Origin of the sequence: Vibrio lentus, from assembly GCF_030409755.1 — a bacterium.
In the GTDB taxonomy this organism is placed as follows: Bacteria; Pseudomonadota; Gammaproteobacteria; order Enterobacterales; family Vibrionaceae; genus Vibrio; species Vibrio lentus.
In genome coordinates this window covers 1,829,946-1,855,928 of the sequence record NZ_JAUFQE010000001.1, presented here as the reverse complement: position 1 = coordinate 1,855,928, position 25,983 = coordinate 1,829,946, and the positions used below count along the sequence as shown (strand labels likewise).

Genomic DNA, 25,983 nt, shown 5'->3' with positions numbered 1-25,983 from the left:
AAACAAAAATGGACGCTCATTAGCGTCCATTTTTCGTTTTATTTACAATGCAGCTAGCCGATAAAAGAAGACAGCATCCAAATAGCTAAAACGATGAATACAGCGCCCATCACCTTTTGTTGATAGGTACGAAACTTTGCGTTTTCCACAAGAGATTTACCAACCGTGCCTACTAAAGCAACCAACAAGAAATTGAATGTCAAACCAAGCACATTCAACAGCAAGCCCAGCATCAACATCTGTTCACCTGAAGTGGCTTCAATATTGGTAGACACAAACTGAGGTAAGAACATCACAAAGAAAATCAGAGCCTTAGGGTTAAGTAAGTTACTAATCAATGCTCTTTGGTAGTAGGTTTTCGCAGCAGAGTTATCACTGAGCTCAGGCGCATTCCCCTGTTCGGTTCGCAGGCAATCCCAACCCATCTTTAACAGATAAGCACCCCCCAACAAGTTCAAGGCTTTTAAGGCAATAGGGCTCATGGCGATCAACGCTGACACTCCCATAGCTGCCAATACCGTCAGAATAATCCCTGAGGTTGCATTGCCTAGACTTGCAAACACACCAACTTTTCGGCCATAACTCATGCTAGAGCTGGCAATAAGCAGCATATCTGGGCCAGGTAAAAGAAGAAGTGCAACAACGGCAGTAAGGTAGACAGGTAATATTGCTAAATCGATCATGGGTTTCAGTATTGATAAAAACGGAGGCGGATTTTATATCAATTACCAACGCCCTTCCAGATGCAATCAGTTGTCATGAGTGAATTATTTCGAATTAAACACCACCAATCAGCAACAAAGCCAATTTATTAACTGTGAAGGTTGAGCTAATTAGCTCGCTACCCACTCAATTTCAATCAATGTAACTTCACCGCACTTTAGACGACCAAGAAATATATCACCTCGATGAACTTCCCCAACGCCCTTAGGAGTGCCCGTCATCACTACATCACCGTCTAGCAGCGTAGTGTAAGAAGATAACTCTTCGAGGATAGTTTGAGGAGCATAAAGCATTTGTTCAACATGCCCTTTTTGCACACGGACACAGTTGATAAATAGCTCTAGATTTAAATCCGAGAGATCCAAGTTAGTGGTGGGAACAAAACGACTTAGAACAGCCGAACCGTCGAAGGCTTTGGCTCTCTCCCAAGGTAAACCTTTGGCTTTCAAAGCACTTTGCAGTTCACGCTTAGTCAGGTCTAAACCTAACCCTACGGCGGAGTATTCACCGTTTTCAACAATGAAACAGATTTCAGCTTCGTAATGCAGAGCTTCTTGCTGGAAGGAACTTAGAGAGGAGGTGACACTCGTACTCGGTTTGTTGAAAACAACCATAGCGTCAGGGATAGCATTGTTGAGTTCTTCAATATGATCCACATAATTGCGCCCAACACATATTACTTTTGTTGGTACTGCCGTTCGTTTGGAGTTCATCAACTGTTCTTGATCTACAACGCTGCTCATAGTTTATCCCTGAACTATTTTAAGGAGTTCAGAGTTTAACGCATCATAAAGATAGAATCTTTGACAAGATGGTGGCGAAGTTCAAATTTCTGATCTTGAGCTCAATTTGTTGATTTGGCTAATTTTAGACAGTTTTCGATGCCATGAGCATCTAACACTTGAAGGGAAAAACCACTAGTTTCGAACAACTCGATAAATTGAGATTTCTAATCACAGGATTGTATTTATTGTATTTATTGTATTGATTGTATTTTACGTAGAACAAAACGAAAAATACCCTCTCCAATCGAAAGATCAGAGAGGGCTTGGCATGGTGTCTAGGACAGTATCCTAAAAGGTAAGTTTAAGGAGTAAACACTATGCTAAATCAGTCTGCGACTTATAGGTAGTAACGACCACCGATAGTCCACTTGTCATCAGTATTACGACCGTTGTCGTCGTTTAGGTCGAACTGGTAACCAGCGTAACCAACAAACTTAGGAGTGAAGTTGTACTCAGTTTGAAGAGCTAGCTCTTCACGAGCTGTTTCTTTTGACTCGCCTGTAACTACACGACCTTCAACCATCTCGTAGTTGATGATGAAGTTTAGGCTGTTGTCTAGTGCGTATGCAGCCAATAGCTCGTATGCGTCACTTTCAGCTAGAAGGCCCGTCACTGTAGTTTTATCAGTACCTACTGTTTCAGATGCTGATGTAGAGTTCATGAACTCGTTAGAAGCGTATACACCCGCTAGGTAAAGACCTTTACCATAAGAGCCGTATGCAGCAGAGAATACGTGAGATGATGCAGTTTCCGTCTCACCCATCATCTTGATGTCGCCAGTGTTGTAGCCGTAGCCAAGTTTAGCACCCATGATCTCGTAACCTAGGGTTACTTGAGTACGATCCTTAACTTCAGTGTTTAAACCGTATGTGTAAGATTCATCAGTAATGCCTGTAGCATCTGATTCTGTTACTGAGTAGATATCAGAAACAGTTTGAGTACCCTGCCAACCTAGACCTATAGTAACTTTACCAGCTTCACCTAATTCAAAACCGTTGCGGTAAGAAACCATTTTGTCTGCACGACCAGTACCAAGAGCACCGTGGTTGTCGTAGATAAAGTCATTCGCGAACGCGATTGGCATATCCGCAACACCCGCTACGTCGTAGTAAGGAGCCCACTGAGTACCTACTACTGCGCGACCAAAGTCATCGTGAGTAAGACCAACGTAACCTAGACGAGTTGTAAACGTCTCTTCACCACCTTCAAGGTAGTTAAGTGCCCATTCGCCTTTAGCGTCAGCAGTAAAGCCGTTACTCAGTTCTTGAGTAGCGTTAAAGTTGATACGTGGTGAGTCAGCACCTACATCTGTATCGCCGTTCTCAGAACCATTTAGGTTTACTGAAACGTGACCGCCAACTGAGAATGTTGTGCCGTCTTCGTTGTAAAGTTCTACAGCAACTGCCTGTGTACCAAATACTGCACCAGAAATTGCTAGCGCTAAAAGTTTCTTATTCATTGTCATATCCATTATGTAACTGGGTGAGTTATTCACTAACAACCTCGTGTTTACGGAGAAGTTGTTACCTGCATTTAACAAGTAGGAAAACACTAATCGATGAATGTCGAAAAAGTTGCATTAAAATATATAAAATAAAAAAAAACAATGCTATAAAAAACAAAATTAAAAAACAAAACAACCACTTAAAACAAAAATGACATTAAATTATTGTGTTTTATTTATATCTAATATAATGATTTTTTGTTTTTAAAATCACAATAAGAGCATTAAAAATCAAATTAAAAATAGACTCATCAGACCATCAAATAAACCACAGTTGAAAATGAAACATCCTGTAACATTCAGAACCCACTGGAAATCTTTAAAGGCGTGAAATAAACCCTCTACTTCGAATGCAAAGTAGACCTTTAAGTATCCAGACAAATGCTGGATACAAAAAAGGGTAATCAGCCAAAGACCAATTACCCTAATAAATCACTTAACTTGTTGTTTTATTGAACGGATTTATTTAAAACAAACCTCGGCCCAACGCGCCAAACCTGCCGTTACCGAACCAAAATAGTTTCCACTTACGATTGGAACATTCGGCACCGCTTGCTCTACAGCTTCGCGCAGTATTGGAGAACGAGCAGAACCACCCGTCATATAGATAACGTCTGGTTTTTTCTGGCCTTGCTGTATTGCTTCTTTCACCAACTCAATCATTTTTGATTTCGGAGTTTCGATAGCATCCACCATCTGCTCAACTGAGATGTCGACTTCAACTAACTCAGAAGCGACATTAATCGCAGCTCGATACTGAGCGCATTCCGCCAACGCAATCTTAGCTTCTTCCGCTCTGCGCACAATGCTGTAGCCTAACGTGTCGTGATAAACCTTCATCAATCGATCCAATTTTTGTGGCTCTGCCGCTTCCTTACGAAGTAGCTTCAAAGCTGCAAGGTTTTCTCGAGAATAGAAGTTCTTCTGAGCTTCAACGTTATTGATTGCGATCGGATTCCAGAACTGGGTCAACGGCATATCGATACCTGAAATCCCTTTACTGCCGATGCCAAAAGGTGACATCAATTGTTTGAAAGCAAGATAGATATCGAGGTCGTTACCACCAACTCGCTGGCCACTGTGTGCCAATAGACTCTGAGTTCGATCCGATTTACCTGACCACGCCGGTCCCATTTCAAGTAATGAGCAATCCGTCGTACCACCACCAATATCGACAACTAATACGGTTTGGTCTTGAGTCAGTGTACTTTCATAATCAAGTCCCGCCGCAACGGGTTCAAACTGAAACGCGATATCTTGAAAGCCCGCACGCTTAGCTGCGCGAGACAATATATGTTCAGCTTGTCTGTTTGCTTCTTCCCCGCCACGACCGTGGAAGTTGATTGGTCGGCCGATAACGGCTTGTTTGATTTGCTCTTGAGTCGTCAGCTCAGCTTGATTTTTAATATTCGCCATCATGGCACACACTAAATCTTCGAAGAAGCTCACCTGAACATCATGTAAGCCGCTAGCACCAAGGAAAGACTTCGGAGACTTGACGTAATAAACGTCGCGTGGGTCTTCTAAATAGAGGTTCAACGCTGCCTGACCAAATGCCATATCTTCCGGCACCAAGTCGATACTCTCTTCACGGTTCAATGCAATCGCACGACGCAACACCTGTTCACCTATAGCATCGCTGGGCTTGATGTTTAAGTGGCGAAATAGATGCTCAGAAACACTTTCTCTAGTCGGTGCAAACACGGTTGAGGGAATATAATGACTCTTACCTTCTAGCGGTAACAAGCTAGGTTCTCCATTAACCATAGCTGCAACGGAACAGTTAGCTGTTCCATAATCAAATCCAATAAACATAATATCCCCCACTCAACAAAAGGGGCGAGATGCTACATGAAAAGCCTAAAAATTACGAGGTCATTTCTAAATTTAACTGAGTAATTTCTTAGCCTAACTGCTCTTCAAGAAGAAACAAATGTGCTACATTTCAGCACAAATGAATGACGGGTCAGATAGATGAAAACACCTTGCTTAGCGGCTTGTAAAAATAATGGTGGCATATGCAGCGGCTGCCACAGAACAATGGATGAAATTATAGGTTGGAAAGGCTTATCTGAAAGCGAAAGAGGTTCAGTGATGGATAGCCTTAGCGGTGCGAGTTCAACTCACCAGTGTCCACAATGTAATGCACCAGCTCAGTGTGATATCAGCGCGGGTAAAGAAACCTGTTGGTGCTTTGAGCTAGAAAAACGTGATACTAGTAGCATCCATAAAGGCGGGGTTTGCATGTGTCGCAAGTGCTTGTCTGCATTACCTATTCAGTAATGAGTAAACCTGTCTGAACATCTAAAACATCAAGTGAAGCGAGATGTCACTTTCTCGCTTCAAATAGTAATGATTCCGAGTGCTAGTGCTAGTGCTTCAGAATACATATGTCAGTCTGGTCAGTGTTTACTTCGCTTTTGCAATCAGCGCCGGCTGAGAAAACTGTACACCACTCCAACCATGAACCATGAAGTTACGAATATTTTGATGGTCGGTATTCTCAGGAAAGCCTAATACATCATTACGATAAAACTGCCCAAAACAAGCCAGTGTTTGCTCGGGAGAAAGCTCTTGAGCTAAACCAAAAGCAAAAATCTTACACGAACCATTGTTCTGTCCCGCGGCATTCACGACATCACCATTACGAAATTCACTCTCAGAAAAGTCATAGTTCGCCTCAATCACCTGCATTGTATCTTCAAATTGAATGCTTTCTGGAGCTTGAGTCAGCGTGTTTAGTAAAGTTTCCAGTTCCATTTAATATTTCTCCATCAGTACATAATTAACGACAGCAGTGTATCGTGTTTTGAGATAAGAGTAAGCTGAGTTTTAATATTGGAAAGCCATTCACTTTTTGACCCAACTTTTGCAATTACTTAAATGAAACTAATGACATACATTTATCAGGACGTTATATTATTTTGAACAGATGATTAACATTGTTCATTGAAGAATATGCATAAAGATAAAAACTTAGAACTGTTCAGATACCTTAAACCCGGTACAAGAACAGCAGGTGTGTTGGAATTTGGCCCAGATGACTCAATTCAGATAAGCACGCTGTATATCGGACACAAACAAGAGCAGTACTTGATTCTGGAGCTTTCACAAAAAGCCACGGAAGCACTGACGCTAAGAAAGCTTAGTAATGTCGACATCATTATTCGAGCGATTACCGATACAGAACTTGGTCACATTGTCGCGTTTAAGACCAATGTACTAGCTCATATCACCTCGCCCGCACATCTTGTATTTCTTCGCCCACCTTCTAGCTTTGCGACAAAACCTATTCGCGAGCACGAAAGGTACAAAGTTCGTCTCGAGTGTGAAGTCACCTTTGACACCTTGTCATTGGATGCAACCTTGGTGGACTTTTCTGCATCAGGTTGCGGCATCTATATTACCCAGCAATCGGATATCGATATCGGCTGGAAGATCAAGGTCGACTCAATGCTGACTGAGTATTTAGATAGCAAACTTGTCTACAAGGTTGTGAGTAAAAAAAGACAAGGCCAAGGTTGGTTGTTGGGGGTACAGTTCCCTGAACATATAGAGATGAATGACGAATTGAAAACGTTGCTGTTGGAGCAAGCCTTTACAGCGGGTTCTTTATAAAGACAAGAACGCTCTATTAGCTCGGTTGCTCCATGTCGCCTGAGTAAACGTTTTTGAAATGCACAAAAGCTTGGTGCAACGATTCCTCTTTGATCGGCTTAACTATCACATAATTGGCTCCTGCCGCCATGAAGCTGTCTCGCGTCGACTGTTGTGCATCAGCTGTGCAGGCATAGATCGGTGTTGATATTCCAATTTCACTTCTTAATTGCAGGGTTGTTTCTACGCCGCCTAAATTCGGAAGTTGGTTATCCATCAAAATAAGATCAAACGCCTCGGCTTTCGCCAACTCTATCGCTTCTAAGCCATCTTTAGCCCAAACGACAACCATCCCATACTTCTTACAAAAAGCTTGTGCGATAAACGCGTTCGTGTGGTTGTCTTCCACCAGCAATACTTTAAGGGAATGACTAAACAGCGCTTGAGGGTCAATCTGAGGTTGCAGAGGCGATCCTAATAATGGTTGTGAAGATAGCTCTACAGGGATCTCGATAACAAACTCAGATCCTTCTCCTTTAGCGCTGCGCACTTGGATATCACCTTCCAGCATATCGACTAGGTTCTTAACGATGGTAAGTCCTAAACCGGTTCCGCCATACTCGCGAGTTGTGGTTTCTTCTTCTTGCACGAAAGGTTCAAACACGGCGTCTATCTTGCTCTCATCAATGCCGATACCGGTATCTTTAACTCGAATGATCAAACCAGCGTTGTCTGAATTAAAGATACTCTCCAATTCGAAACTTACTGAGATGCTGCCTTGATGAGTAAACTTGAGAGCATTACTCAGTAGGTTAAACATTATCTGGTTCAATCGAACTTGGTCTGTATAGAGTTCAATATCATTAACTAGATTGTTCACGATGCTAAAGTCGACCGATTTATCTTTACACAGCGGACGATAGATACTGTCGAGCGTATTGATAAGCTCGACTAAGCGAAAATCTTTCTTCTGAATGTTGAACTGTCCCTGCTCAATTTTAGAGAAGTCCAAAATGTCGTTAAGTACCGCGAGTAGATGTTCGGCACTGTTACAAAGTACATCGACCTGCTCTCGGTTATCTTCGCTGTGAATCGAACGTTTAAGCAGCTGAGAAACGCCGAGAATGCCGTTTAGCGGAGTCCGAATCTCGTGACTCATCTTTGCTAAGAAGTCGGCGCGAACGTTAGCAAGATGCTCGGCTTCTTCACGAGCGCGATCGGCCTGTCGCTCAGCTTCAATGAGCTTCGTAATATCTTGACCTTGTACCACCACCCCTGTAATTCCGTGCTCTACTCGGATTGCAGACATATTCCATCGAAATACCTTCTCTCCGATCGGTACATTGATACCCGTGAGCTTTGACCCTTGAACCACCATTTGAATATTAGGCAGCATTCGTTGTTCGAACTCCTGAGCTATCACACCATAGTTATCATCTTCATCAAACAGCGCCATACGAGCCGCGGGGTTCATTTGGATCAAGTCGCCTTTATCAGACCAAACCAATATCGGTGAATGAGCAAAGTTAAACAGGTCTTGGAATTTTTGATTTTGTTCAGACAATCGTTCAAAAGTATCTTCTAACGTGCATCCAATATGATGAAATTCGAAGATATTAGAACCATCAAACTTGTTGTAGTCTTCATTATCGCCACTCGCTGAGCGAGTAAAATCCATTAACTTATCGAGTTCAGCCGCGACCTTTCTCTGTATCCAAGCTTTAGCAAAGAAGGACATGAGTATGATCACGACAATCACAACAATGATCGCGCGTTCATAGTTTTCTTCTAACGCAATAAAGTTAGTGTTCTTTTGAACCGCGCGGATAATGAGTGGTGTATCGACCGCATTGATCTTAATCGTCGCGATAGTCACAAAATGACTGGGGAGTTGATCATGTTGTTTGTAGTTGAGGATATCCGTGATCGTATAACTTTCATCCCCACTGAATGTAGAAGTCACTGGCGTACCGTGAGCCTCTATAACAATGTTTTCGCAGTTACTTCCCTGTTGAATAGATTCAGCAAGGGAGAAGTTATTATCCAAGACAATGGCGATGTACAACTGACCAAGCACCTCTCCAGTTTCATTATCAACAATCGGCGTACGTCGAGCCAATAAATGGCGTTCTCCAATCTCCGTCACCAGCTTTAAAAAATGCCAGTTACTGCTGAACGCGACTTCACCAGAAATGTTTTCCAGATTGGACTGATCCAAACCGTAAAATCGACCATTGCCATCATCCCAAACGACACCGTCATGAGTAGAAACGAAACGCAAGTCTGGTGCATGATCTGGTTCTCGCTGGTCAACACCAAAGAAAAAGTAACTCAGCGCTTCTTCATCATCATTGCTATTAAAATATTCTCTTAATACTGCACTGTGCGAACTGCTGTCTTGGTGAATTTGTAAGACCGATAAGCGGTAATCAAACATGTTCTGTATCAAGCTAGATGTCTGCTGAACCGTCCGATTCGTCTCTTGCTTTACAATGCTACTGCTGGTTTCATAATTATGAATAAGCACGCCAAGTGCCATAACCCCTATCACTAAAATAATGATACGGGTAATCAGTTTGGCTAAGGTGTTCCTAGGCGTACTGGCGTAGCTTTTCTTCATTATTGACCTGAGTACCTAAATGCTCGCTGTTTGAGTTCAGAAATTCGTTCGGGAGAATCTTCTTTGGTGACTAATTCAAAATCGCCAGAATACACGGTCGGTACTGCTAAACCCGTCAGATCCCATTTAATGGCTTCTGCCATGGCAATACCTGTGTCGTCATTCATCCGCATCACAGTCACGTCTAAATCACCTCTTTCGATGGCTTCAAGCTCGGCAGAACCGCCTCCCCAACCATTAAGAAGAATATCTCGCCCTGATTCACGAATGGCATCTGCGGCACCCAATGCCACATCAGTTGCACATGCATAAATAAAGTCTAGGTCTTTATCTTTCGCTATGCTGATTTTCGCCGCTTGATAACCGCTTTCTTTATCCGATTTAGTGTAAAAAGAGGACTTGAGTGCAAAGTTAGTATCGGTATTCACGTCATGGATAAAGGTGTCTCCACGAGCATCACTGATATAGCCTTCTGAACGATACAAAACCGAATATTGGCTGTCTGATTTACTGTTACTTTTAAAGTACTCGGCCAGCTTCAAGCTGCCTGTCGCATGGTCGAAACCCACATACATAAATGGCTGCCTATCAGCCCATGATCGAACTGGGGTAGTAATATTTTGGAGAATCAGCTTAGTATCCGTTGACGTCAAAACGTGTTCAATAAATTTACGATGACGAGTGGTGTCAAGAGTGAAAATTAAGTAGTCCGTTTTGTTTTCAATGGCTTCTTGTAGTGAAATACTTTGCTGGGTGATATCCGCGTTAACTCGCGTAAACACCTGATTTATCTGATAGTTAATTCTCAGCTTATCGAGCCTTTTTTCGAAAGCTTCGATATTGCGAACCCAATAGTCTGAGATCTGTTGTCCTGGATACACCACTGAGATTGTGATGGGTTCGTCTTGAATTTTTCTTAAGGGAACGGGGTGGTTTTGCACAGCCTCGATCATTTTATCGGTCAGTGCTTTTTGCTCTGGAAATTTAGAAAGGTAATCTTGGTATTCCCAATAACCATTGAGGACATGGGTACCATGGGAGAGAGCGGGCGCAGAAAATACGGCAAGTCCCAACAACATCAGTAAACGTTTCATATTTTTCTCGTTTCATATGAGCTACTTTGGCTCACTTTTTAACCTAGCATGACACCATATCTTTGTATGGCTACAAGATATTATGTAGGACAACGATGATAAATGATAGCGTCTAACGCTAATTAGAACGACATTCTAAATGTGCAATATGTCAATTTGGAAATGAGACTGTAATGAGTGAGTTCTATGATGAGATCGAGCCGATCACACAAGATTAAATTACCCTTTACATTCAGTAATTTAAGTTATTTACATAGAGAGGATTGCATTATTAAGATTCAATCAATAACGAATATTTTAGCTATGAATTATGAGACTTCGATATATTGAATTTGGTCTTCTTGCCACTCAATAATTAGTTTGAGTGATACCAATTTTTCTTTGCGAGGCTTAGGTAATTGTTTGATCGCGTATTCGGTTTTCAATGCCTCACTTTTTGACCTGACATCAAAACTCCAAACCAGCTCAAGTGGGCCTTTGCCTTTAAGGGCTTTTGCACCTTTACCGGTTTGATGTTGTTCAAATCGGCGTTCTAAATTATTCGTTACACCGCAATAAAGTGCGTTGTGACGATTGCGGATCAAGTACACCACCCAACCCGCATTTTTATCTAAGATAGACATCTAAAGTAGTGATTCAACCATTTCTTTAAGCTCAGCAACTTCCGCCTTTAGGCTCGCGACTTCGGTTTCCAACTCTTCAAGTCTTCCGCTATTCGCGGTTGGTTGAGAAGCTCCTACAGACGCAGTTGCAAATGACTCAACATCCACTTCACCACTCAATAAATGTTGGTAACGCGATTCACGTTTACCCGCTTCACGTGGCAGCTTCACCACTAAAGCACCCGCTTCTCTTACGGCTAATTTGTCTAGCGTAGCTTCCACTTCCTTAACATCGCTGAAATTTGCCAGGCGACCTGTTCTTGTGCGCAATTCACCAGGCGTTTGTGCGCCACGAAGAAGCATACAGCAGATTATCGCACGCTCTTGCTCAGTAAATTGCAAATCACCAAATTCAGTATTACAGAAACGGTGCTGATACTTATTCACGCGACTATTGAAGCTGCTTTCGTCACTGACAAGACGACGCGCTATCAATCCATCAACAGCATCTAATACTTCAGACTCAGAAAGAGAGAGCACAGGCTCACGGTTACTCTTTTGGTTACATGCAGTGGTTAAGCTGTTCAACGTTAACGGGTAATGATCAGGAGTGGTAACTTCTTTCTCGATCAAACAACCGATAATTCTCGCTTCAATTGGGGAAAGTACTGTGTTCATCATTTTTCCTTTTTATTATTTTGATTACTCCGTCTCAACACTGAAGAATGCAGCCAATGATGACTAGTGCTCAGACAAAATAGGTACTCTTTTCTTTCGGCCTTGTTCGTCAATCATTATGATTTTAGAACGGTTTAGCTCTATTTCCACGACTTCCAGATAAGTACGTTCTTTGACATACGCCTCTCGAAGCTTGCTTTGTTCTGCTGAAGATTCGGTAATACCCTCTACCAGATCGTCTGTTTCTAATTGTTGTTGATTCATTTCACATTTCGTATCAATGAAGTATCTATACTGGATACTAACTTGAACTCTTAGATAAAAACAATCGCACTTGAGCGAGAGTGTCGAATAATTATACAACCTTACTTTTGCTTTGATCTAAAGACTGTTACAACACCAACTGATGTGCTTTAATCAGAACCAGACAACGTATTTGACGATTAGGAAAAGGAATCTATGAGCAGCGTATTTGAAATTGTTAACCAAGCACGACGTAAGAACAAACTTAAGCGTGAACTTTTAGACAACGAAAAGAAAGTTCGTGACAACCGTAAGCGTGTCGACCTTCTTGATAACCTACTTGACTACGTCAAGCCAGAAATGACTCATGACGAGATCCTAGGCATTATCAAAAACATGAAAGCTGACTACGAAGACCGCGTTGATGATCACATCATCAAAAGCGCTGAGATTTCAAAAGCTCGTCGCGACATCAGCCGCCGTATTCGTGAACTAACAGAAGAAGACAAGCAAATCCAAGGTAAGAAATAATCTAACCTAGCGAATTTACTTGCAACAATGTTAGGGCGTATTGACCTTTCGAGGTTAAATTTTGTTCGAGATAAAAGCGTTTTAATCGCGGCGAGGGGGAAGTCGCCTAGTCATTCTAAGCAAATCTCCCTCAACAAAGAGTAAAACGCTTTTAGCCGAACCCTTCGGGCAGCGTTTGCTGGTCATTTCTACTACGTTATCGGCTTCTCATGTAGGCTAGCTACACATCGACGCCTCTGCCTTGTACAAATACCCAGCAACTCGCTGCAAAAACCAGCTCGAAAATTCAACACGCCCTAATAACCCACTCTTTGTAGTGGGTTTTTTTATACCCAAATACTAACGTCTATACTTAAGCGAACGTAAATCACTGAGTGAATATAAGTAGCTGAGTGAACCTAAGCAATGGAGTGACCTTATGTACGCGAGTATTCTGATTACCTTAGCGCTATCAACGGCACAACCCTACCCTGAAGAATTTGAGAAGCTTTATACCGAAGAGCAAGAAATCACTTATGACGACCTCGTGGTCGATGTTCATGGTTACAAAGTTCCCACGAGATCAGCATTCCGAGGCTGGATGCTTCTTAATCATGCACAGGACCAAGTCAAAGCTGTCGGACAACAATTCAAAGACAATGGCATCACACAAAGCATGCCTCTGCACTTAGTTCTGTTGCAAGGAACCGACTGGGCGATGAGCAACACCACGCTGTTTACCCTTCCCAATAAAAAGCACATTCCCAACATGATTAACACCCTCAAATACATCCAACAATATATTGAACCAGAAATCGGGGTTGTTATCCCTGTGTCAGGGGAGCGAACCGATATCTATAATCAACAAGCGGGGGGTGCGCTACGAAGTAAACACTTGGAATTTTGTGCCTTAGACTTAGTGCCCGCGAATGATATTACTCGCGAAGATCTCCACGTGAAGCTTAAAAAAATTCATGCTGAATTTGGGCAAAAGAATAACGTTGGACTGGGTTTATATTCTGGAGTTCGGTTCCATATTGATACTTGTGGATTCAGACAATGGTAAATATACACAGAAGGGTCATAATGACAACGATAAGATGAGTGTCAATCTGACACCAGCATGAAATGCAAAGCCATAAACAATTGATTTAAATCAATAAATAAAAATGGAACACTAATTGCTATTGATAAGTATCATCATTATTAATAGCAATTAGGAATTCACATGAAGACGATGACTCAACGCTTTCAAACTCTACTTTCTGTTTCAAACTTCAGTTTAGCAATAACGGCTCTGCTAATGCTTCTTAGCATCATAGTGGCTTATCCTATGGCCGACCATTTCTCACTGCCAATTCAAGTCGTTGCGCACATCAGTACAATATTGGTGGCTGCCTTGCTAAAGATTAGTTATGTCGGTCGCTGTCTTGCTCAATATAACCTAGGGCTAGAAGTAAGGTAGGAATAGAACAACCATTAATAACAGCACCATTTAAATTCCACGCACCTCGGATCATTGAAGTACGCTCAACGTCTTCATCAAAGAGGTGTTCGTTGGCTTAAACGATATCTAAGCTGCTAAAAAGGTCATAAAGTTGGTGGGATTTATAAGGTTTAGGTAAGTAAGCATTCATACCAGCTTCAAAGCAATCTTTAATGTCCTCGTCCAACACGCTGGCTGTCAGGGCAATGATCGGCAATGGCGTAACGCCCTGCTCTGCTTCCCAATCTCGGATCGCTCTAGTTGCGGTAATACCATCCATGACAGGCATCATACAGTCCATTAGAATCGCATCAAACTGAGCGCCTTGAGTAATTACATCTACCGCTTCTTGACCATTGCTGGCAATCAGATATTCATAACCCGCTTTCTCAAGAAAGAAGCTCGCTATCTTTTGATTCATCAAGTTATCTTCGACAATTAATATTCGTCGATTCAACGAGCGAATTTCTTCCGTCTCAAGTTCCTCTTGCTCAACTTCTTCTTCACCGACATCAAGCGACAATAAGCTATTTAAAAATCGTTTACCCAAGAAGGGTAAAGTATGAGATGAGTGAACAGGCTCCGTTATCAAGTTCGTTTTGAATAGGTGATGTTGACACACGATCACACGAGAAAGAGGATAGAGTTCCTTAAGCACAGCAAGATCTTTATCCATGGAGTGATGTAACGTATGGCAATAAAGTATCAAGTCACTCTCGGTAATACTTGCATCCAGTTCAGAGATCGATGGAACCACCTGCGCTCGGATATTAAAACGCTCGCACTCTTTTACCATCTGGTCTAAGTAATTAAAGGAATTTGAAATTATCGTTGCATGACTCAAATTCTCGAACGTTTGAACGTGGCTTTCTATAATATCGACATACAGACAAAACGAGAACGTGGAACCCTCGCCTTTCACTGATTGGGCGCTGATATACCCTCCCATCAGATCAACAAGCTGTCGACAAATCGCTAGCCCTAAACCTGTGCCTCCAAACTGTCGAGTGATACTGCCATCTTCTTGTGTGAAAGGTTCGAAAATCGACTCTAGTTTCTCTGGTTCAATCCCTATACCGGTGTCAGTCACAGTGCAATCAAGCTTTCCTCGACCTAACGACATGGGTGTATAAGCAATATCTGTGGTGATTGAGCCTTTAGACGTAAACTTAATCGCATTCGATAGTAAGTTGGTGAGCACCTGTCTAACACGATACTCATCAAAGAAGAGCTGTGGTGGTGTTTGTGGGTCAATATTAATGTCGAGTTCAATATCTTTGCTCATCGCTTTCGACAGAATCACACTCACAGAGTCATAGACGGCCTCTCTCAAGTCGGCATTGTGTGGCGACAACATTAAGTTACCCGACTCAATTTTTGAAAGATCGAGAATGTCATTTAGAAGAACCAGCAAGGAGTGAGAAGACGATTCGATATCCCCAAGCACTTCTTGCTGATTAGCGCTCAGTTGGCTCTGAGATAAAATCTCGGCCATGCCGATAATCCCATTGAGCGGCGTACGGATTTCATGGGACATGTTCGCTAGAAAGGCACTTTTGGCTTTGTTTGCCGAAATCGCGTCTTCTTTGGCTTTTATTAACTCTTGGTTGTGATGGTAGTTACGTTCCATCACTCGATTTAGAGTCTCAGTGAATTCAGCAAGCTCATCGTTCCCTTGAATGTGAATCACCTTGGGCTTGCCATAGCTATCTGCGCATTCCGACACCCCTTTTAGGATCGATGATAGGTTTCGATTTAAGCGTAGAGAGGTAGCGATTCCGAGCCATAACAGAGCGCCTGAAGCAACCAGAATCAGTAATGTTATGATCAAGGTTTGGCGTTTTTGTAGGGCAATGTTCTTTGTCAGATCAAATTGTAATTGCTTGGTATAAGCACCAATTGCTTGTGAAATAGCTCGTTTTTTCAGCTCTAAGTTTTTCAAATGGTCATAGATTTCTGGTGACGAGAAGTCACCTTTGAGGATTCGCGATGTAAATTTGTCTTGAAATTCATCTTTGGAGACTGTGTCTAACAGTTGTCTAATATTTGAAGAGCGAGTGTCCGAACGAAAAAACGTGTCTAATAACTGTTGTTGTCTTTCCAAAGCACCAACATAACTCAGTAGATATTGGTTTTTCAATTCTGGAGAGCGATACAAACTGTAGCTTAACCACGCCTCTCTCTGAGTCCAGAACACGTAATTAGTCAAATGGACAAACATCGCCTCTGCTTGGCCGATATCTTGATCTACCAAGATCATTTGATATTCAGACAGTTCCATCAACACGTCTTTCAGCAAATCAAAAGCGTGTTCAGTTAATCGTGCGTTGTCGTTAGTTTCTGGCATTTGAGCAAGGCTCATCAAAACGTTTTTAAGTTCGACCAACTGTGGTTCAACACTCCAGTTAGCGTCGAACTGTTGAAGTCTTATCTCATACTGAGTGAGCCGATCCAGTTCTGATTGCAACTTTAAAAGCAGCTGACCTTTCTCAGGAGAGTCATTAGACAGAACCAACCATCGATAGGCATTACTTGAAATAGTATTGAAAGATTGAAGCGCTTCGACCTTAATACGCGTTGTTTCAAGGTAGTTCATCTTCTTATCGTTCTTTAGCACTTCATTGACTGTAAACCCAAACATAATGAATACAGAAACCGTGGAAAGAAAAATAAGACGCCATCTAATTGACATGTTTATCATTTTTATAACGACTCCCTTCCCGACAGTAATTTTACCTAGCCCACGTTAAGGATAGGACATTAACAGAGGTTATTGATCAAATTGGATATGAACTGACGATACTCTGAGCCCAGAATAGACATTTATATCAACTGGTATCACTTTCGGTGCTTTAAGAGTGGGAGGAATTTATTTGAGTCAGTGAGGTGTAAACCCATGAGGTCTACTCAAGAGAGGTACAAACAAGTGAAGCAAGATTTATCTAGTTATTATCACTCGCATAACAAGTGAAAAAGAAAGCCTATCGGTCTCACAAGGCAGAGAGTAACAACTCTAGACATTAATAAAGTCGACAATTAGGTGAAAATTGTGAGATCTAATCGTTTGCGTCATGCACTTTTCGCACTCTACCTAAGCTTATGCCAAGGTCGAACAGGAAAAACGGTCGGTTTGCTTATCTGTTGTTTACCGTTTACGTGTAACCTGAGTTAATGATCACATCTTTAATGATCACCATGACCTGTATTACATATCATATTTTGATTTGAGTATTTTTTGGCGAAAATTAAGTGCTACAGATTGTTAAAGTCAATAGCCTTTATGAGTGCTAAAACCTTAATTTATGACTAAGGTAATGCCAATTTACAGACAATTTATCTGCATTTATTTTTCCTAGCAGAATAACCCGTCGTACCTTACAATCCTGCCACATAAAAATTACAAGTTACACACAAGGCATATCAAGCGCATTTTAAGTGGCGTTAAAGACCACAAAAGCTTAGATAGCTCAATTCCCCCATGCACTCATGGCTACCCTACATTCGCTATGATTGCAGAAATTAACGTGAAAGGTCCCGAGTAAAGATGAGTCCCGAAAAGCACCTCCTAGACTGGCAAACTAGTCAAACTATTGCTGAATCAATCGCTCCTACTTTAGGTCAGTTGTACCGCCAAAAAGGCGTTGAAGTTATCCTCTTCGGTAAAACACTGGTTAACGCAACAACTATCGACATCATCAAAGCTCACCGCATCGCAAAACGTTACACTGGTTCTCCGCTTACCGCAGAACAGACTCAACCAATCATTCAACACCTTCTCTCTATGGACTTGTCTCCATGTCGTATCGATGTTGGCCGCCTTGCTCATACATTCTGGCAAGATCGCGAAGACACACACGGGTTGGATGATTTCCTACAAACTGCACTTTTAGAATCGCTTGAAGGCGATGCGATGACAGAACCTCGCGATGTTGTCTTGTACGGTTTTGGTCGTATTGGCCGCTTGCTCACTCGTCTATTGATCGAGAAAAGTGGCCCAGGTTACCCACTGCGTTTACGTGCAATTGTTGTTCGTGGCGGCAAAGACGGTGACTTAGAAAAACGTGCAAGCTTGCTACGTCGTGACTCTGTTCATGGCCAATTCAACGGCAGCATCGTTGTAGACCAAGAACGTAAAGCGATCATCGTTAACGGTAACTTCATCCAAGTTATCTACGCAAACAAGCCAGCAGAAGTGGATTACACCTCTTACGGTATCGAGAATGCACTTGTGGTTGATAACACAGGTGTGTGGCGTGATGCTGAAGGCCTAAGCCAACACGTTGCGTGTAATGGTGCGAAGAAGGTTCTACTGACTGCGCCAGGCAAAGGTGAAATCAAGAACGTTGTATTTGGTGTAAACCAAAATGACATTCAACCAGAAGATACGATCATCTCTGCTGCAAGCTGCACAACAAACGCGATTACGCCGGTATTAAAAGCGGTTCACGACAAGTTTGGTGTCCTATCAGGTCACATCGAAACGGTTCACTCATTTACCAATGACCAAAACCTTATCGACAACTTCCACTCAGGTGATCGTCGTGGTCGTGCTGCATCATTGAACATGGTACTGACATCGACTGGTGCTGCTAAAGCGGTATCAAAAGCGATGCCAGAAATGGAAGGTAAGCTAACAGGTAATGCGATTCGCGTACCTACGCCAAACGTTTCAATGGCAGTAGCAAACCTAAACCTTGAGAAAGGCACAAACAAAGAAGAGTTGAACGAATACCTGCGTGAAATGGCGCTATCTTCAACTTTATCTGCACAGATTGATTACACCGACTCAACCGAGATTGTATCTACCGATTTGGTTGGTTCTCGCCACCCAGGTGTGGTTGACGGTGTTGCAACTATCGCGCAAGACAACCGCGCTGTTCTGTACATTTGGTACGACAACGAGTTTGGCTACAGCTGTCAGGTTGTTCACTGTATGGAACAGATGATGGGTGTTCGTTACAAGACATACCCTGAAGTTTAAACGACTTCGATCTTGTAACTAACTCAGCGCAAACGGCTCCACAACATAATAATTATATCTGCGAAGTCTATTATGGGCTTCGCAACCCTTCTTGTTTTACTCCCCCGTATAAACAGGAAGGTTGCCACTTAGATCTGCTCTCTCTATCTGATCTAAGTGGCCTTTTTACATCTGTTACTTTTATTTTGGTCTCTATTACGCCAACTTTGTCTTCTTCACTCTAACAAAGCTCGACTTCACACCTGTTACAGCTCAACCTCAACATCTGACTGAATCGTACTCGAACACGCAAGGACATAACCTTGCTCAATCTGTTCTGGCGTCAAAGTCTCTTGGCTGCTTGATTCCACTGAACCTTTGGTTACTTTGCACTTGCAAGAACCACAAATCCCACTGCGACAGGCAATAATAATCGGAACACCAGCTTTCTCTAATGAATCAGCCAGTGGTGTACCCGCTTCCGCTTCTACTTCTGCGCCAAATGCAGGAACAAACACCTTAACAGCGCCATTTGAATCTGCAGACGCTCCCGCTTGTGACTCTTCTGAAGCTGTATCGCTATTGGCCAGTGAATCCGTGTTTGGGTTCGCTGGCGTGAAACTTTCTTGATAGAAATTTTCCATGTTGAATTCTAGTTCTTTCAGGTAGCTTTCTATGTTTTGCATAAAGCCAACTGGACCGCATAGATAAACAGTTCGGTCTAAAATATCAGGGCTTAGTTTTACTAACCAATTCTTATCTAATCGACCTTGAGGAGCTAATGTTCCTTCACTGTCTTTTAGCAGCAATTTAAGATTGAAGTTGCTGTGCGCCTCATCTAATTGATGCAGTTCTTGAAAGTAAATGGTCTCTCGCTTATTGCGTGCCATGTGCACGAAGTCGATCTCAATATCACTGCCTTGAGCCAGCCAATATTTTGCCATCGCCATCACAGGTGTAATACCGCAACCTGCACTCACTAGCGTCACTTTCTTCGTCGCTGTTGGCATGCAATCAATACAGTTAAACGCGCCAGCAGGCTTCAATACTGAAACCTCATCACCTTCATCAAGCTCATCAACAATAAAGTTCGAAACCAAGCCACCTTCCACACGTTTCACCGTGAGCTTCAGGCGATTATCTTCAGGACAAGAAGCCACAGAATAGGCACGATAATCGGTTTTCGTCGGCATATCTAAACCCAGAGTAATGAATTGTCCTGGCTTAAAATTAAAATGTAAGTCTTGTGGAATACTGCCAAGCTCAAAGCTGACCGTATCTGGCGTCTCGTGCCATTTCTTTAAACACACTAAATTGATTGAATCGCTATCCGACCATGCATACATAGTTCACGCACCTTACTGATGATTAAATGACTAAAGATTTAAATCTAAAAAGCCCCGCAGCTGTTTGTTTTATTAAAAACGTCACAACAACGAGGCTTCAGGTTGGCTTAAATTAAGCCGCTAAGATTGTTTTAAGATCTTGTTCTGGCGTTGAAATAGAACGCATATCGAACTCGTCTTGCATAATCTTAAGTAGGTTTTCAGTTAGGAACGCAGGGGCTGTAGGGCCTGTGTAGATACCTTTCACACCTAGAGCGAACAGAGTAAGCAAGATAACGATCGCTTTTTGCTCGAACCAAGATAGAACCAGCGTTAACGGAAGTTCGTTGATACCACAATCAAACTCTTGAGACAGTGCGATAGCAAGCTGAATCGCAGAGTAAGCATCGTTACATTGGCCAACATCTAACAGACGTGGGATACCGTTAATGTCGCCGAATTGGTTTTTGTTGAAACGGAATTTACCACATGCCAATGTCAGGATTACTGAATCTTCTGGCGCTTGAGCTGTGAAGTCTGTGTAGTAACTACGTTCAGATTTGTCACCGTCACAACCACCAACTAGGAAGAAGTGTTTGATGTTGCCTTCTTTCACTTGCTCAACAACCGCAGGTGCCGCTTCCATCAGCGCGTTACGACCAAAACCGACAGTGATCATTTGCTCGATCTCGTCGTGTTTGAAACCTTCTTGCGCCAGTGCACAGTCGATTACTGCGCTGAAATCGTCGCCTTCAAGGTGATCAACACCTGGCCAGCCTACGATGCTGCGTGTAAATAGACGGTCTGCGTAAGAACCTACATCAGGGTTAAGCAGGCAGTTAGACGTCATTACAATTGCGCCAGGGAAGTTAGCGAATTCTTTTTGCTGGTTCTGCCAAGCGCTACCGTAGTTACCCGCAAGGTGTGGGTACTTGTTTAGCTCTGGGTAACCGTGTGCTGGTAGCATCTCACCGTTAGTGTAAACGTTGATGCCCTTGCCTTCAGTTTGTTGAAGAATCTTTTCTAGATCATGCAAGTCGTGACCAGAAACAAGAATACAGTGACCTTTTTTAGTCTTCACATTCACGGTTGTTGGTTGCGGGTGACCGAAGGTATCTGTCTCGCCTTTGTCTAGCATTTCCATTACTTTGTAGTTCATCAAGCCAATCTGCATTGATGTATCAAGTAACTGTTTTAGATCGGATGGATCTGTACCTAGGAACGCCATGATTTCATGGTATTCAGCAAAAATAGCGTCATCAGTTTGACCAAGAACACGAGCGTGCTCCATGTAGGCTGCCGCACCTTTTAAGCCGTATAGGCAAAGAAGACGAAGACCAATCACATCTTCGTGTTGAGAGTCGTGACCACGGTTTACAGCAGCTTGAGGCGCAAGTGCCAATAGCTCTGAAGAATCTGTTGGAAGATCGAACTGTGCTGCTGCAGAAAGCTCTGGAATTTCAAAACCAATCAATGTTGCTGCTGCACGAACTTTTTGCTCTAAACGCTGCTTGAATTCATGAGACTGTTGCGCGAATTCGATAATACGAGCAGGGTCGAAGTTAACGTTAGTCAGTGTTGCGAAGAACGCTTTTGGTGCCCACTCATCAACTTCTGTATCAATAACATCGCAAGCGCGACCTAGGCTTGCCCAAAAAGAAACACCTTGAAGAGAATGCACCAACACGTCTTGAAGGTCGGATACTTCCGAGGTTTTTCCACACATGCCTTGTGCGAAAGAACAGCCTTTTACGGTTGGGGTTTGAATCGTTTGTTCACATTGAATACAGAACATAAAGGGGCTCCAGTGATTTTTTATTAGCTGTAAGTGCTTTGCTTACAGTGACTTATTCCAAACCCTATAGAGCATCAAGCGTGCCAACTTTTAAGTTATTGATTTTTATAAACTTAAGTAAATTCCATATTTTTAGTGCGTGAATATGACTACATATAAACCCGAAAACCACACACACCTGTGTCATAGTGACTCTTGAAGAATATTTTACGGTGTTCATGTTTCGTTCAGAATAGAAGCGATAAAGTAACAACATAGAAAGAGAGGAATGAATATGAAAAATATATTAGTTACGATTGTTGCATTGTTTACCGGCCTTTTGGCGCTATTCACAAGCTTGATTCTTGCTATTCCTTTGGCTATCGCAGCTTTAATTACTGGCAAGCGCATTCAGAATCAAATGAAGAAACAAGGTTTCGCAGCTCATATGAACACGCGTCAGTCATCAACCAATGATGCCGGTGTTATTGAAGGTGAATACGAAGACCTTTCAAGCAGAAAGTAATCTAAACTTTAGCTTCAGACATAGTGAAAGCACAACAGAGACAACATTACATAATGCAAAGAAAACCCCTCCTAGCACTGCTAGCCTTAACGACTTTAAGTCTCGTTGGTTGCTCCAACGAGACCATCGCCCCCGCTTACGAAACATCTCCTAACTTGCCTGAATATCAGCAAGACAGCTTTGAAGCCTACGTGAACGATACTCAAGATTGGTTACTGAAAAATCGTGTGTTCATGACCAAAGACAAGCAGCTAGAGATTCAACTCAATTCACCTACCGAATATCAACCTGCGAAACCTAACGGTAAGGCGGTTTTATTGGTTCATGGGTTAGGTGATTCACCCTACTCGTTTAAAGACATCGCAACGCACTTAGCAGAACAAGGCTACCTAGTGAGAACGGTATTGCTACCGGGCCACGGCAGTCGTGTTGGTGACTTAATGCAGCCAAACTTAGAAGATTGGCAGGGCGTGGTGGCTCATCACACGAAGTTACTTGAGCAAGAGTATGATTCTGTTTGGCTTGGCGGTTATTCAACAGGCGCGAACCTCGTAACTTCACAGGCGATGAACGATCCTAAGATCTCTGGGTTACTGTTATTTTCTCCTGCGTTCCAACCGAGTTCGTCTGCGGTTCAATATGCAGGGCTAGCAAGCTACTTTGTCACTTGGGCGGATCAAGATCCTGAAGACAATGTATTGCGTTACAACTCGTTGCCAATGAATGGTGCCTCGGTTTACTACGAGACATCAGAAGTGGTTCGCGAAGACTTACAAGATAAACACTTCGATAAGCCCGTATTTATCATGATGAGTGAAGGCGACAGTGTGATTGACACCAGCTTTGTTCAACAAGCATTTACGGAGTCTATGCCAAACCCAAACAATGTCTTAGTTTGGCAAGGGGAAACCACACTCGACGATCCTCGCGCTGTTCAATACAGCATGAAGATCCCAGAGCAACGTATTTCGAACGGTTCTCATATGGGCTTACTGTTCTCACCAAGCAATCCGTACTACGGGATCAATGGTAGCGAAAAGATCTGCTCTAACGGTCAAGAGGAAGGTTTAGAAGCACAGTGCAACGCAACAAGTGAAGTGTGGTACTCAGCGTGGGGATATCGTGAAGAAGGTAAAAACCATGCGCGTTTGACCTACAACCCGTACTTTTCAGATTCCATGGAAAAGCTCGATGCGGTTCTGAATTCAGAAGGCTAACAAGCTCAAGTCTGTCGAAGCCAATTCATAGAAGTCAAAAAGGCTCACTAGATAACGTCTAGTGAGCCTTTTTAATGGATATCGTTTCTGGCCAGTATATGAACTATCGCTATATCGTCCACACCACACGCACAGCAAGCAGAATCAACACCACGCCTGACAATCGATCGATCAACTGCGCTTTTGCTCGAATGCGCTCTACGATCAACGGGCTAGAGAGCACCAAAGTAATAAAGGTATACCAAAGGCCATCAACAATCAGTGGCGTTGAGACAATAATCACTTGATTGCTCAGTTCATTACCTAACGCCACAAATTGGCTAAATAGAGCGATAAAAAACAGCGCGATCTTAGGGCTCAAGATTGAGATCAAGAAAGCTTCGCGAGCAGACTGCATGTAGCTCATCTGTTCACCCGCTTCCAATTTCGCGGCAACACCACCTTTCGAACGCAACGCGTTTACACCGAGATAGAGCAGATACGCTGCACCCGCTAAACTGATCCCTTTGAACAACATTGGTGATTGCTCAAGCACAACGGCTAAGCCGACAATGGTTGCGAACGCGTAAATACCTATGCCCGCAGCGTGTGACCAAGCTGCGATAAGTCCGTTCATACGACCACCAGCCAAACTGTGCTTAGCGATCATCGCCAAGCTTGGGCCCGGAGACATTGCACCCAACAAGCAGATAGCTAATAAAGAAAACCAAATTGTTACTGTCATCATTCCATTCCTAGTAAAACAAAGCGCTCTAGCTGAACACTCTACAATTAATACTCAATACTTAGCGCTTACAATAATCCGCAGTAGGTATTATTTGAAATCAAAGATTATCATCACTGGTATGATTTGAAATCATACTGATATTGTAACTCGACTTTTGGATGGCTTTAAACGCTTTCTCTCGAGCCCATTTATGGGCAGAGTCGTTGTCATACTTAGGATGCCACATCAGCCAATAGGTATGCATTTCTGTCTCAAACGGCAGCGAAAAGTAAGCGACATCGAGATGTCGACCCAAGTTATAAGCAATATGCTCCGGCACAATCATCAAGTAGTCGTCTTGCATTAACACGTTTCCCGCCGATGAAAAGAACGGTACCTGCAACGCGATTCTGCGTTTATGTCCCTGTTTCTTTAACGCAATATCCGAATAGCTGTCTTTGTCTCCCCCACCCGTGACTTTGATATGTGAGTAACTCACGATGTCTTCCGAGCTTATGGCTGATTGCTTAGCCAACGGATGAGAGGCTCTCATCAAACACACGGACTTATCCTCTCCGAGCTTGATACTTGAGACATGATCCGGCTTTTTGGGGAACATACTCGACGCCAAGTGAATACCTGATTCATTGAGCGTTTCAAGGAAGTTAGGCTGCCACAAACGATAAGCCAAGTTGATATGAGGCGCGTCCTTCGACACCTCGGACACAATAATGGGCAAGATATACTGAGCAACATAATCACTCGAAGCCAACACCAATTCACCTTGCCAATCTTGTGGATCAAATGGCTTATCATCTAAGAGGTGGTCAAACTCGCCCAGCAAGTCATCGAGCTTGCTTTTAAGCAACAAAGCACGGTTGGTTGGAACCAGTTTGTTCCCATCACGAACCAGAAGGGGATCACCACATAGATCTCTAAGCTGAGCCAGTTGACGGCTCACCGCCGACTGCGTGATGTGCAGACGCTGAGCGGCTCGACTGACATGGCACTCTTCAAGAAGTACATGCAGCGACCGCAGTAAATTTAAATTGATATTACCTAACATCAGCAACCTTAGAGTGAATAAGAATAGAGTGAGTAAGAATAAGTTGAGTAAGTACGGACAAATGACGACACGGTGAAGGTAAGCGGCATTAACTCAAGACATATTAAAAGACGAAGTTTGCTTGTTGAAAAATTCCGTTAAGACAGTATGAGTCATAAGATGTCGAAGTTCAGGATAGCCTTGCAGCTGGTCGCGAATTTGGTTCAAACGCTCCATGCTTTCAACTTCAACATAAAGCATCATGTCGGTCTCACCGCTGATAGAGTGACACCACTGCACACCATCAATGGCGTAGATATTTTTAGCGTAAGACTCACAATTATGGTTACTGCTCGACATGTCAAACTTCAAAGAGATATAAGCGCCAACGTTCTTCGGTAAATCAGGCTCGGTTACCTGTGCACAATATCCTGTAATGATCTTATCGTTTTCCAGCTTCTTGATTCTGGCGTTCACCGCAGAGCGAGACAGGCTGACATCTCTGGCGATATCGCTCACTGAACATCGAGCGTTAGTTTTTAGAATATCTAAAATTTGGCGATCAAATTTATCCATGCTTCTGATTCT

Annotated in this window: 24 protein-coding genes; 8 read left to right on the top strand and 16 right to left on the bottom strand. The window is 42.8% G+C overall.

From position 1 onward, the window contains the following. Nucleotides 1-53: 53 nt before the first annotated feature. From QWZ07_RS07910 to yegD, 4 genes are all read right to left on the bottom strand, one after another. A complete protein-coding gene (locus QWZ07_RS07910) occupies nucleotides 54-683 on the bottom strand; it encodes a LysE family translocator (RefSeq protein WP_017105314.1) in 630 nt (209 codons plus the stop codon). 150 nt (nucleotides 684-833) lie between these two features. Next, nucleotides 834-1,466 carry a fumarylacetoacetate hydrolase family protein gene (locus QWZ07_RS07905; protein ID WP_102312839.1) on the bottom strand — a complete coding sequence of 211 codons (633 nt, stop codon included), beginning with the start codon at nucleotides 1,464-1,466 and terminating at the stop codon, nucleotides 834-836. A gap of 379 nt (nucleotides 1,467-1,845) precedes the next feature. Then, a complete protein-coding gene (locus QWZ07_RS07900; protein WP_102312838.1) occupies nucleotides 1,846-2,967 on the bottom strand; it encodes a porin in 1,122 nt (373 codons plus the stop codon). Between the two features lie 507 nt (nucleotides 2,968-3,474). After that, a complete protein-coding gene (gene yegD / locus QWZ07_RS07895) occupies nucleotides 3,475-4,827 on the bottom strand; it encodes a molecular chaperone (protein WP_192853018.1) in 1,353 nt (450 codons plus the stop codon). 159 nt (nucleotides 4,828-4,986) lie between these two features. Between yegD and QWZ07_RS07890 the strand changes: the two genes are divergently transcribed. After that, nucleotides 4,987-5,295, top strand: coding sequence for a DUF1289 domain-containing protein (locus tag QWZ07_RS07890; protein ID WP_192853017.1), 309 nt, complete (start codon nucleotides 4,987-4,989; stop codon nucleotides 5,293-5,295). Between the two features lie 126 nt (nucleotides 5,296-5,421). Here QWZ07_RS07890 and QWZ07_RS07885 read toward each other — a convergent pair whose 3' ends face one another. Next, on the bottom strand, nucleotides 5,422-5,772 hold the full coding sequence (locus QWZ07_RS07885) for a HopJ type III effector protein (RefSeq protein WP_065105359.1): 351 nt from the start codon (nucleotides 5,770-5,772) through the stop codon (nucleotides 5,422-5,424). A gap of 198 nt (nucleotides 5,773-5,970) precedes the next feature. Here QWZ07_RS07885 and QWZ07_RS07880 point away from each other — a divergent pair, with 198 nt between their 5' ends. Further along, the gene (locus QWZ07_RS07880) at nucleotides 5,971-6,630 is read left to right on the top strand and encodes a PilZ domain-containing protein (RefSeq protein ID WP_192853016.1); all 660 of its coding nucleotides are present in this window, start codon (nucleotides 5,971-5,973) and stop codon (nucleotides 6,628-6,630) included. Nucleotides 6,631-6,646: 16 nt separating this feature from the next. On the opposite strand, the gene luxQ is transcribed toward QWZ07_RS07880, so the two are convergent. The 5 genes from luxQ to QWZ07_RS07855 form a co-directional block, all read right to left on the bottom strand. Next, entirely contained in the window at nucleotides 6,647-9,229 is a 2,583-nt protein-coding gene (gene luxQ / locus QWZ07_RS07875; protein ID WP_192853015.1) for a quorum-sensing autoinducer 2 sensor kinase/phosphatase LuxQ, read from the bottom strand. Then, nucleotides 9,229-10,323 carry a substrate-binding domain-containing protein gene (locus tag QWZ07_RS07870; protein WP_017111763.1) on the bottom strand — a complete coding sequence of 365 codons (1,095 nt, stop codon included), beginning with the start codon at nucleotides 10,321-10,323 and terminating at the stop codon, nucleotides 9,229-9,231. The genes luxQ and QWZ07_RS07870 overlap by 1 nt, the downstream gene beginning before the upstream one ends. 308 nt (nucleotides 10,324-10,631) lie before the next feature. Beyond that, nucleotides 10,632-10,946 carry a GIY-YIG nuclease family protein gene (locus tag QWZ07_RS07865; protein WP_065105355.1) on the bottom strand — a complete coding sequence of 105 codons (315 nt, stop codon included), beginning with the start codon at nucleotides 10,944-10,946 and terminating at the stop codon, nucleotides 10,632-10,634. Further along, nucleotides 10,947-11,603, bottom strand: coding sequence for a YceH family protein (locus QWZ07_RS07860; RefSeq protein ID WP_065112737.1), 657 nt, complete (start codon nucleotides 11,601-11,603; stop codon nucleotides 10,947-10,949). Nucleotides 11,604-11,666: 63 nt separating this feature from the next. Beyond that, nucleotides 11,667-11,867 carry a hypothetical protein gene (locus tag QWZ07_RS07855; protein ID WP_192853014.1) on the bottom strand — a complete coding sequence of 67 codons (201 nt, stop codon included), beginning with the start codon at nucleotides 11,865-11,867 and terminating at the stop codon, nucleotides 11,667-11,669. Between the two features lie 195 nt (nucleotides 11,868-12,062). Between QWZ07_RS07855 and QWZ07_RS07850 the strand changes: the two genes are divergently transcribed. From QWZ07_RS07850 to QWZ07_RS07840, 3 genes are all read left to right on the top strand, one after another. Then, a complete protein-coding gene (locus QWZ07_RS07850) occupies nucleotides 12,063-12,377 on the top strand; it encodes a DUF496 family protein (RefSeq protein ID WP_017105326.1) in 315 nt (104 codons plus the stop codon). A gap of 418 nt (nucleotides 12,378-12,795) precedes the next feature. Then, nucleotides 12,796-13,422, top strand: coding sequence for a D-Ala-D-Ala carboxypeptidase family metallohydrolase (locus QWZ07_RS07845; RefSeq protein WP_102517800.1), 627 nt, complete (start codon nucleotides 12,796-12,798; stop codon nucleotides 13,420-13,422). A 162-nt stretch (nucleotides 13,423-13,584) separates the two neighbouring features. Beyond that, a complete protein-coding gene (locus tag QWZ07_RS07840) occupies nucleotides 13,585-13,821 on the top strand; it encodes an SMP domain-containing protein (protein ID WP_017110768.1) in 237 nt (78 codons plus the stop codon). 97 nt (nucleotides 13,822-13,918) lie between these two features. Here QWZ07_RS07840 and QWZ07_RS07835 read toward each other — a convergent pair whose 3' ends face one another. Further along, entirely contained in the window at nucleotides 13,919-16,483 is a 2,565-nt protein-coding gene (locus tag QWZ07_RS07835) for a hybrid sensor histidine kinase/response regulator (protein ID WP_192853047.1), read from the bottom strand. A gap of 903 nt (nucleotides 16,484-17,386) precedes the next feature. Here QWZ07_RS07835 and QWZ07_RS07830 point away from each other — a divergent pair. After that, on the top strand, nucleotides 17,387-18,823 hold the full coding sequence (locus QWZ07_RS07830; RefSeq protein ID WP_017105329.1) for a glyceraldehyde-3-phosphate dehydrogenase: 1,437 nt from the start codon (nucleotides 17,387-17,389) through the stop codon (nucleotides 18,821-18,823). 245 nt (nucleotides 18,824-19,068) lie between these two features. Here the strand turns inward: QWZ07_RS07830 and QWZ07_RS07825 are convergent, their stop codons facing one another. Continuing rightward, complete coding sequence (locus tag QWZ07_RS07825) at nucleotides 19,069-20,148, bottom strand: FAD-binding oxidoreductase (RefSeq protein ID WP_192853013.1); 1,080 nt, start codon at nucleotides 20,146-20,148, stop codon at nucleotides 19,069-19,071. Nucleotides 20,149-20,260: 112 nt separating this feature from the next. Then, nucleotides 20,261-21,922 carry a hydroxylamine reductase gene (hcp, locus tag QWZ07_RS07820; protein ID WP_012600311.1) on the bottom strand — a complete coding sequence of 554 codons (1,662 nt, stop codon included), beginning with the start codon at nucleotides 21,920-21,922 and terminating at the stop codon, nucleotides 20,261-20,263. A gap of 274 nt (nucleotides 21,923-22,196) precedes the next feature. Between hcp and QWZ07_RS07815 the strand changes: the two genes are divergently transcribed. Together QWZ07_RS07815 and QWZ07_RS07810 are read left to right on the top strand one after the other, a co-directional pair. Further along, nucleotides 22,197-22,427, top strand: coding sequence for a hypothetical protein (locus tag QWZ07_RS07815; RefSeq protein WP_029221973.1), 231 nt, complete (start codon nucleotides 22,197-22,199; stop codon nucleotides 22,425-22,427). Between the two features lie 53 nt (nucleotides 22,428-22,480). Continuing rightward, entirely contained in the window at nucleotides 22,481-23,644 is a 1,164-nt protein-coding gene (locus tag QWZ07_RS07810; RefSeq protein ID WP_192853012.1) for an alpha/beta hydrolase, read from the top strand. 109 nt (nucleotides 23,645-23,753) lie between these two features. On the opposite strand, the gene QWZ07_RS07805 is transcribed toward QWZ07_RS07810, so the two are convergent. The 3 genes from QWZ07_RS07805 to QWZ07_RS07795 form a co-directional block, all read right to left on the bottom strand. Next, entirely contained in the window at nucleotides 23,754-24,368 is a 615-nt protein-coding gene (locus tag QWZ07_RS07805) for a LysE family translocator (protein WP_009845685.1), read from the bottom strand. Nucleotides 24,369-24,468: 100 nt separating this feature from the next. Beyond that, a complete protein-coding gene (locus QWZ07_RS07800) occupies nucleotides 24,469-25,416 on the bottom strand; it encodes a LysR family transcriptional regulator (RefSeq protein ID WP_192853011.1) in 948 nt (315 codons plus the stop codon). 93 nt (nucleotides 25,417-25,509) lie between these two features. Further along, nucleotides 25,510-25,971, bottom strand: coding sequence for an Lrp/AsnC family transcriptional regulator (locus QWZ07_RS07795; RefSeq protein ID WP_102276918.1), 462 nt, complete (start codon nucleotides 25,969-25,971; stop codon nucleotides 25,510-25,512). Nucleotides 25,972-25,983: the final 12 nt, after the last annotated feature.

Coding starts and splice junctions, on each gene's coding strand:
- QWZ07_RS07910 (WP_017105314.1), bottom strand. CDS start 683: ATGATCGATTTAGCAATATTACCTGTCTACCTTACTGCCGTTGTTGCA.
- QWZ07_RS07905 (WP_102312839.1), bottom strand. CDS start 1,466: ATGAGCAGCGTTGTAGATCAAGAACAGTTGATGAACTCCAAACGAACG.
- QWZ07_RS07900 (WP_102312838.1), bottom strand. CDS start 2,967: ATGAATAAGAAACTTTTAGCGCTAGCAATTTCTGGTGCAGTATTTGGT.
- yegD (WP_192853018.1), bottom strand. CDS start 4,827: ATGTTTATTGGATTTGATTATGGAACAGCTAACTGTTCCGTTGCAGCT.
- QWZ07_RS07890 (WP_192853017.1), top strand. CDS start 4,987: ATGAAAACACCTTGCTTAGCGGCTTGTAAAAATAATGGTGGCATATGC.
- QWZ07_RS07885 (WP_065105359.1), bottom strand. CDS start 5,772: ATGGAACTGGAAACTTTACTAAACACGCTGACTCAAGCTCCAGAAAGC.
- QWZ07_RS07880 (WP_192853016.1), top strand. CDS start 5,971: ATGCATAAAGATAAAAACTTAGAACTGTTCAGATACCTTAAACCCGGT.
- luxQ (WP_192853015.1), bottom strand. CDS start 9,229: ATGAAGAAAAGCTACGCCAGTACGCCTAGGAACACCTTAGCCAAACTG.
- QWZ07_RS07870 (WP_017111763.1), bottom strand. CDS start 10,323: ATGAAACGTTTACTGATGTTGTTGGGACTTGCCGTATTTTCTGCGCCC.
- QWZ07_RS07865 (WP_065105355.1), bottom strand. CDS start 10,946: ATGTCTATCTTAGATAAAAATGCGGGTTGGGTGGTGTACTTGATCCGC.
- QWZ07_RS07860 (WP_065112737.1), bottom strand. CDS start 11,603: ATGAACACAGTACTTTCCCCAATTGAAGCGAGAATTATCGGTTGTTTG.
- QWZ07_RS07855 (WP_192853014.1), bottom strand. CDS start 11,867: ATGAATCAACAACAATTAGAAACAGACGATCTGGTAGAGGGTATTACC.
- QWZ07_RS07850 (WP_017105326.1), top strand. CDS start 12,063: ATGAGCAGCGTATTTGAAATTGTTAACCAAGCACGACGTAAGAACAAA.
- QWZ07_RS07845 (WP_102517800.1), top strand. CDS start 12,796: ATGTACGCGAGTATTCTGATTACCTTAGCGCTATCAACGGCACAACCC.
- QWZ07_RS07840 (WP_017110768.1), top strand. CDS start 13,585: ATGAAGACGATGACTCAACGCTTTCAAACTCTACTTTCTGTTTCAAAC.
- QWZ07_RS07835 (WP_192853047.1), bottom strand. CDS start 16,483: ATGTTTGGGTTTACAGTCAATGAAGTGCTAAAGAACGATAAGAAGATG.
- QWZ07_RS07830 (WP_017105329.1), top strand. CDS start 17,387: ATGAGTCCCGAAAAGCACCTCCTAGACTGGCAAACTAGTCAAACTATT.
- QWZ07_RS07825 (WP_192853013.1), bottom strand. CDS start 20,148: ATGTATGCATGGTCGGATAGCGATTCAATCAATTTAGTGTGTTTAAAG.
- hcp (WP_012600311.1), bottom strand. CDS start 21,922: ATGTTCTGTATTCAATGTGAACAAACGATTCAAACCCCAACCGTAAAA.
- QWZ07_RS07815 (WP_029221973.1), top strand. CDS start 22,197: ATGAAAAATATATTAGTTACGATTGTTGCATTGTTTACCGGCCTTTTG.
- QWZ07_RS07810 (WP_192853012.1), top strand. CDS start 22,481: ATGCAAAGAAAACCCCTCCTAGCACTGCTAGCCTTAACGACTTTAAGT.
- QWZ07_RS07805 (WP_009845685.1), bottom strand. CDS start 24,368: ATGACAGTAACAATTTGGTTTTCTTTATTAGCTATCTGCTTGTTGGGT.
- QWZ07_RS07800 (WP_192853011.1), bottom strand. CDS start 25,416: ATGTTAGGTAATATCAATTTAAATTTACTGCGGTCGCTGCATGTACTT.
- QWZ07_RS07795 (WP_102276918.1), bottom strand. CDS start 25,971: ATGGATAAATTTGATCGCCAAATTTTAGATATTCTAAAAACTAACGCT.